4 protein-coding genes and 1 pseudogene are annotated in these 7,570 nt (G+C 39.6%); all 5 read left to right on the forward strand.

Going from position 1 to position 7,570, the window contains the following annotated elements:
- Positions 1-24: 24 nt before the first annotated feature.
- Positions 25-1,116 (forward strand): hypothetical protein, encoded by a 1,092-nt coding sequence (locus I6F45_RS06255; RefSeq protein ID WP_197120197.1) that lies wholly within the window; start codon positions 25-27, stop codon positions 1,114-1,116.
- Positions 1,113-1,421, forward strand: a complete 309-nt coding sequence (locus tag I6F45_RS06260) for a hypothetical protein (RefSeq protein ID WP_197120196.1) — start codon at positions 1,113-1,115, stop codon at positions 1,419-1,421. The genes I6F45_RS06255 and I6F45_RS06260 overlap by 4 nt, the downstream gene beginning before the upstream one ends.
- Complete coding sequence (locus tag I6F45_RS06265; protein WP_197120195.1) at positions 1,412-2,569, forward strand: hypothetical protein; 1,158 nt, start codon at positions 1,412-1,414, stop codon at positions 2,567-2,569. The genes I6F45_RS06260 and I6F45_RS06265 overlap by 10 nt, the downstream gene beginning before the upstream one ends.
- Positions 2,554-7,236, forward strand: a complete 4,683-nt coding sequence (locus I6F45_RS06270; protein ID WP_197120194.1) for an OmpA family protein — start codon at positions 2,554-2,556, stop codon at positions 7,234-7,236. Before I6F45_RS06265 ends, I6F45_RS06270 begins: the two co-directional genes overlap by 16 nt.
- A gap of 65 nt (positions 7,237-7,301) precedes the next feature.
- Positions 7,302-7,570: pseudogene (locus I6F45_RS06275) on the forward strand (hypothetical protein); the annotation flags it as partial.

Consider the following 7,570-nt stretch of genomic DNA (forward strand, 5'->3'; position numbering starts at 1 on the left):
ACACCGCACATACTAGGATTACCCATGTCATTAATCTCAGAAAACACAGCCCGATTTAAACCGCTTTTACACAGCATAACGAATATAAAGGCGTTTAGTAAAAGCGCGCGAAGCAGCGCTATGATATTACTAAGTATTACTACATTGTTTTTAACTGCGTGTGGCGGTGAATCTAACTTTAGTAAAGATAAAATAGCGTATCGCCATACATACCATCCGGAGTGGCCAAAAGAGGTGCGTAATGAGGTGTATGGCGATAAAGAAACATTTTCAACCCCGCGTATTTTATTTAGTGCTGAGATAGAGTGGATAGGGCAAACTACATTATTTTCTGCACGTATGGATGGCTCTGATAGGCGCCGGATCATTCCAGAAAGTGCATTTTCGGGTAAGAAAATGATCGACGGCCATAAACTTGAGCGCTCTCCTGATAATCGATATATCGCAATGTTGATGTATGTCCCTGAGGTTGGCCACACACGTCAGCTCTGGGATACCAAAACCCAACAGTTTATTTTAATGAGCGAAGGCCATGGCGCTATCCATTTTAATTGGACTAACGACAGTGAAAACGTGCTTTTTTACAGCAATGGTAAGCATTATAATTACCATGTACCCACTAAAAAGCTCAGAGAGCGGCCAATTATTAACTCCAATGGCTTATATTTATTACCAGATGGTAAAACTTTTTTAGCATATAAAAAAAATGAGTATTGGTTGCATGATTTTAATGGCGGCGTGTTGGAGAAGGTCAATTTAGGTATTAATAACCATTCTACTATGCAGGGTTTAGAAGTATCCCCTTTCGGCGATTATATTTATTTTAAATCAGGGAGTACACATTACTTTATTAATTTATCAGACCCCAGTAAACGTATTACATCACGAAGTATAAGCTCGTATATTTTCTCGGATAAAAAAAATAAAGCAATAACATTTTGGTTAATAGAATCAAGGGAACTTATGGGTAATGGTCAATATTATCAAGATGAATTATTGGTTGAGTTTGATTTAAATACTCAGCAAACACGAGAAATGCGACTTAAAGAAAGTAATATATGGGGTATGGGAACTATATATATTTATGGCGTGTTTAATATCAAGGATGAACAATGACAGAGCAATTTTATACTGGGCAATGTAGCTTCCCTAAAGCGTATTTACTCACGGGTTATGTTAATAGAGGCGAGCCAATCAGCAAGCTCACCCCGTTGTTTAACCGTGTGGTGGTGGCTGATAGCGATGGAGCTGCACCAATACTATTAAGCAGTGATAAAGGTGCGGTACTTGAGGCTGTTGATGGTAAGCTGTTGACAACACGCACACCGTTTCATGCCCATAAAACTACCCCACTCAAGCTTAGCAATGCTGCCTCTAGGACCAATTTATACCGTACAATCAAGGACTGCCAATGTCATTAATCCCACGAAATAAAACCCGATTTAAACCGCTTTTACACAACATAAAAAATATAAAAGCGTTTAGTAAAAGCGTGCGTAGCAGCGCAATGATATTGCTAAGTATTACTACATTGCTATTAACTGGCTGTGGTGAGGAGCCTAATCCACCTACAAAACAAGTTGTTGAAGAGCAACCAAGCCGATTTAGTAAAGACAAATTGGCGTATCGTCATAGTTATCACCCTGAGTGGCCTAAAGAGGTGCGCAATGAGGTGTATGGCGATAAAGAAACGTTTTCAACCCCGCGTATTTTATTTAAAGCCGACATAGAGTGGACGGGGCAAACTACATTATTTTCTGCACGTATGGACCTCTCTGATAGGCGCCGTATTATTCCCGAAACTGCATTTAATGATAAATGGATGGTTGGGCTACATAAACCTGAGCGCTCGCCGGATAACCGCTACATTGCCTTATCCATGGATACAACAGAGCACGGTTTTACCCGTGAGCTTTGGGATACCAAAACCCAACAGTTTATTTTTATGAGTAAAGGCTATGGCTATGCCCATTTTAACTGGACTAAAGACAGTGAAAATGTGATTTTTTACGCCAGTGGTAAACATTATAACTACCATGTACCCACTAAAACACTTACTGAGCGGTCAATTATTTACTCTAATGGCTTGTTTTTATTACCAGATGGTAAAACCTTTTTAGCTGATAAAAAAAATAAATACTGGTTACATGACTTTAATGGCGACGTGATAGAAAAGGTTGATTTAGGCTATAACAACCATTTTACTATGAAGTATTTAGAAGTATCCCCCTTCGGTGATTATATTTATTTTGTATCAGAAGGACTTGGGGCCGCGCAAAATTATTGGATTAATTTATCAGACCCCAGCAAACGCATTATATTACCAAGAAAAGCAGATACTTACTTTTTCTCAGATAAAAAAAATAAAGTGTTAACAAAATCTAAAAGAAAGTCTACTGAGCTTCTTGGGAATGGTTGGGCGTTTAATAATTATTACTTTATTGAGTTAGATTTAGTGACCAGGCAAACAAAAGAGATACCGATTAAAGAAAGTAATATTTGGGGCATGACCGGAATATTTATTTATGGCGTGTTTAATATCAAGGATGAACAATGGCAGAGCAATTGAATACAGGGCAATCTAGTTTTCCTAAAGCGTATTTACTCACAGGTTATGTTAATAGAGGCGAGCCAATCAGCAAGCTCACCCCGTTGTTTAACCGTGTGGTGGTGGCTGATAGCGATGGAGCTGCACCAATACTGTTAAGCAGTGATGAAGGTGCGGTGTTAGAAGCAGTTGATGGTAAGCAGTTAACAACACGGACACCGTTTCATGCCCATAAAAACCGACCTATTATTGTGCCGCCGGTTGATGCGATAAGCTTGTTAGCGGCAAGCCAAGGTGATAAGTGGTTTGAGGCATTTAAAACTGAACTAGGAAGCTATAAGGGCAAGACTAATATCCTGAACTACAAAAAAATTGCAGTTGAAGATTTGCAACGTCCCGACACTAATAGTAAAGATAAAACCTACAGCGACTGGTATAACGAACACATTATTAAGAGCAAGGTAAACCATATTTATGGTTATGTTATGCCCAAAACACGGGCGCTGTTGCTCAGTGTAAATCGCTCTATTCCGTTGGCAGCCGGCGTTGGTAATGTTGAAATAATAAAAGGTACTGAAAGGGCCATTGAAGGTTTTTTTGATATAGCAAAAGCCAAGAGAGAAGAAAGTAAAGTTTATAGTGCGGTTATAAATAATAATGATAAAAAGCTGAGTGCAGGCTTATACAAAATACGAATTAAATTGAATGATGACGCTTTAGGTCAACAAGGTCACCGTTGGAGCCATAACGCTCTTAGCTATGATGAACATGGCACTCCTTATTACGAACTCAGTGAAATGTTGCATTTTGATATTCAAAATGAAGCGGGCGAGTTTGATATTATTAACTGCGACCCAATTTCAGTTGAAGAGTCGCTGATTAAGCAGTTTCCGAGTTATTACACCCACTTAATTAATTTTGCAAAAAACACGGCCTCTGCTCCTGCTGCTTTTGACCCTAATGAGCCAAAAAAAGGCTTGCCTGAATATGGCGCACCCGATGCCAAAATGCCGAATAGCAAACCCACGGCAATAGCCAGTGGCTTTTTGGATTACTGTACAAACTGGGAATTAACTAAAACCCGCGCCAGCCTTGCTGCGGGCTTTTTAGTTGCCGACATGCAGCAATATGTAGATGCCGATGGCGTACACCATGATAACCGAGGGAAATTTGCCAAGTTAATTGCTAAAACGCTGCATACCCACTTTCAATCTAACCAAGACCCTGCAGTATCAGCAATGCTTGATGCTACCTTTGCACTTGATAGCGGTGTTGATGCCTGGGGTAAAGTGAGGGAGGCACTAACTAACCCCAATGGCGTGACAACAAGCGATGCATTAAGGGAAAGATTCTTGCCTTTTAGTTTAGCCAACAATAGTTTAACTGATAATCAGGAACGGCAATTCAATAATACCTTAGGTAGTGCGTTAGGAGTGCCTGCAAGCGTACTCAACGTATTAGATAAGTCTATTAATACCGTTAATTTAGCTGTAAGTATTAGCGCGTTTAGTGAGGCGACCATATCGTATTTTGGTGAAGCGGAAAACACCTTAAATACCAGTGTTAATCATTATAAAAGAGTAGCTGATGATTATTTTGCCCGTTTAAGCGAGCGCGAAGTAAGCCACGATGTAGTTATTCAAAGCCAGTTTGAACTTGATAGTGATGTTGTGAGTGAGCAGTACCAAAATGAAATAATATCGCGTAGCCAAATTATTGTTGAAGGGCTGCTCGCAAACCCTAATGCAATGGTTGATATTTCAGGGTATACCTGTGATATAGGCGGCGTTGAATATAATAAAAAACTGTCTTTAAGGCGCGCTGAGGCTGTTAAAGCTATTTTAGCTGAGCAGATGATTAGCCGCGGTATGGATTCTAACCAAGTTGAATCTCGCATGCGGGTATATGGGTACGGCATGCTTGAGAACTTGGTTGATAACGACTCAGAAGCCCAGCGCAAAATCAACCGGCGGGTAAACCTTAAGGCTTATATTGTAAGTAGCCTTGCTGTAAGTGCCTCTCGTGAGGGGCTGAATAATTTAGAACGTTACCGTAGCTTAAGTGTTGAGAAAAAAATCGCACGCTCAAAAGAGGGCGACAAAGCATTAATGGCCGCACTTGACACTGCGCTTGCAGTATTAAGTGTAATACCTCATACCGCGCTTGCAGCACGTTCAATTGGTTTTTTTAAAGTGGTGGTAGACGGAGCGCCTATTGTTATTCGCGGCGTTGCTGCCTTAGCTGATGAAGTAATGACAGATAATATATGCAAACAATATTTAGCAGTTGATGATAGGCAAAAACAGCAAAGCGAAAGAAGCAGCGCCAATCAAGCATTAATGCGTGATTTAGTAACAGAGATGAACAGTAACCATACCATTGCTAATAGCACTTTATGGGCGGCGCAATACAGAGTGCGAGCCGAAGCCATCGCGGGGTTGGTTGGTTTACTGCTAAGAGCACAAGTGTATGCAAGCACCAAAGACGATTACATTAACAATGCAAAAAAATTAGAGATTCAGGCGTATATTGAAAACTTTTTACTCGGCGATGAGTGGGCATATCCACTAATAGATAACGCGGTAATAAAAATGGATACGTTTTGGGTTAACTTAGTTGAAAACGTAAATAAAATGAAAAGCTCTGGTGCCGCTGAGCGGGAATACCAATTAACTTATGGTGTAAATCAAGACTTTAAATTAACCGCCGCGAGTGACCGTAAAGTATTATACGACAACCATGTTCAAGTAATAGATGATAAAAGATCAACTGCACTTTGGGTAGGTGCATGGGCAGGTATAATTACCCCTGCGCTTGGGTTTTATATGATGTCTAAAGCGCCAGTGTCTTCCTTACAAGGTTACTTACAAACACAGTATCAAAAGTATTTTCCGATTCATACTTTAGGCACCAATGAGCTTGACAACTTTATTGATACTTTTGACCCGTTAATGATGCAATACGGTGAAGCAAATTATCATTGTAGTGTGATGTATTACCAAGATGTGAATACTAAAAAATGGCATTTAATGAGTGATTTAGGTGATGAATCAATTACCCCATTTACTCCGGTTAGAGTGCTGGTGGTGTTTGATGAAACGATGGCTCATATAGCACCACTCACATTTGAAGTGGAGCGTATAGATGGCTGGGATGTGACCAGCATTAAGTATTCAGAGCTTGCACGTGCGTTGACCAAAGATGAGCTGTTTATAAATCAAGACGGTTTTGATGAGTCGCGTTATATAGGCATGGTTGGGTGTGTATTTCAGCCATTTTATCAACTTGGGCCTAAAACGTATTTAGGTATAAAGCCAACCGCACACCAAGGAGCTTTTTTATTACCCGGGATTAATAGCGCAGATGATTATGCTGACTCTGGTCGTCTAAATAATATGCGCTATAGAATCACGTGCCAAGTGGCTGGCACTAAGAGTGAAGATTTACCGCTTAAACAAACACCTTCACAAGGCCCCGTTGAGTTTGATGGGGTATTTAGTTTTATTGAAGACGACTTTTTAGTAAGTGTTGATAAAGAAAAACACAGCTCGCTGTTAATTAAAGACTACCTAACAAGCTATGATTCAAGCTTTGCCTACCCTGAGTTATTTGATGGTGAGAAAACCGTTACTATGGCAATTAGAATTGGGGGCGAAGGCGCGCCGTTTATCTCATTAGCGAATTTAAACAATGAGTATTTAGAGGGACCTTACAAAAAAACTATTAATACAACTCTTTATCAAAAAGAGCTTCGTTTAAGTGAAATAGAAAACGACCTTACAATTACTCGCCATGGTAATGGCCTTAAAATTGAAAAATATGATTGGGATACTGAAATAGAAGTGTTTGTCGTGGTAACCGCTGATAAGTTACTTGAAGATAATTACAGCAAAGATCTGATTAACCTAAACCCGAATACTATTCCTTGCTCTTTGAGTATGGCGGGTATTTCGTCGGGTTGGCTCAAAGACAGTGAGTTGCAAGGGCCTACTTATCCCAGTAATTTAATTAATGTTGGTGAAATTGAGCGTTCTTTAACAGGTGGTTTTAACAGAGGCAAAATACGTGATAACCACTATAAGCTGACAAGACGACGTAAAGTTAAAGAGCAATTTCAACTTCGCGATTTTATTTCATTTTTAAAAGACGATTCTTCAGAGGTACTCTCGCTATTTAATTGGCATAACAAAAAAGCTGAGTTAGACAAGCAAGGCCAAACTGAGAAAAAACATTTATATGTAGCGCGTTTTAAACTTGACTATACAACCCCTAAAGGCAATAAAATAAAAGGTATTCGCCCTTTTGGTAACGTGGATATAAACGCTAATGGCTCTGTTGATGAATCACCTAAACTATGTTTTAAAAAATTTAGAACGGCTGGTAATTCAGGTATAAGGGTTGCCGACTTTAGTACTGTTGATGGTTTGTTATTAGACGATACATACAGTCACGGCTTTGGCCTAGAGGTGGAGTTACCGAAATCGGTAACCAGTAACGCGCCATGGTCTAAAGCAATGAAGAGTAAACGCTATAACAAACTCGAGCCCCACTTGAGTGATTATCAAAAAGACTTTTATAGTTCGAATGACATGACTGTTGATGAAGTTAAAGAGTGGTTTGAAACACATGCAAAAAGCTTAGACGAAGCGCGTATAGAGGCAATAAATGTACGTAAAATAAGTGATTAGCCACAACATATAAAAAAGCCCATTAACTTGGGCTTTTTTATTGAGTTTTTAAAAAGGATATTTAAATGTTTTTGCCAAAGAGGCTGTGTGTTTTTACATTGATTTTTAGTTTAATTGTGTTTTTAACTGGTTGCTCAGAGCCCTCATCGCAAAGTTCACCACAAGTAGAGGTTGATGTTGCTAAATACCCATGGGCTAAAGAGCACAAAAATCATCCAGAGTGGCCACTCGAAATACGCGAAGAGGTGTACGGCGATGCAGATACATTTTCAACCCCGCGGTTAATGTTTTGGAATAAATATAAATACAGTGAAGTGCGCACGCTTTGGTCATC

Origin of the sequence: Pseudoalteromonas sp. SWYJZ19 (assembly GCF_015864375.1) — a bacterium.
Classification (GTDB): domain Bacteria; phylum Pseudomonadota; class Gammaproteobacteria; order Enterobacterales; family Alteromonadaceae; genus Pseudoalteromonas; species Pseudoalteromonas arctica.

What these genes read in the sequence shown, in the direction of transcription:
- I6F45_RS06270 (WP_197120194.1), top strand. Translation starts at nt 2,554, where the DNA reads ATGGCAGAGCAATTGAATACAGGGCAATCTAGTTTTCCTAAAGCGTAT.
- I6F45_RS06260 (WP_197120196.1), top strand. Translation starts at nt 1,113, where the DNA reads ATGACAGAGCAATTTTATACTGGGCAATGTAGCTTCCCTAAAGCGTAT.
- I6F45_RS06265 (WP_197120195.1), top strand. Translation starts at nt 1,412, where the DNA reads ATGTCATTAATCCCACGAAATAAAACCCGATTTAAACCGCTTTTACAC.
- I6F45_RS06255 (WP_197120197.1), top strand. Translation starts at nt 25, where the DNA reads ATGTCATTAATCTCAGAAAACACAGCCCGATTTAAACCGCTTTTACAC.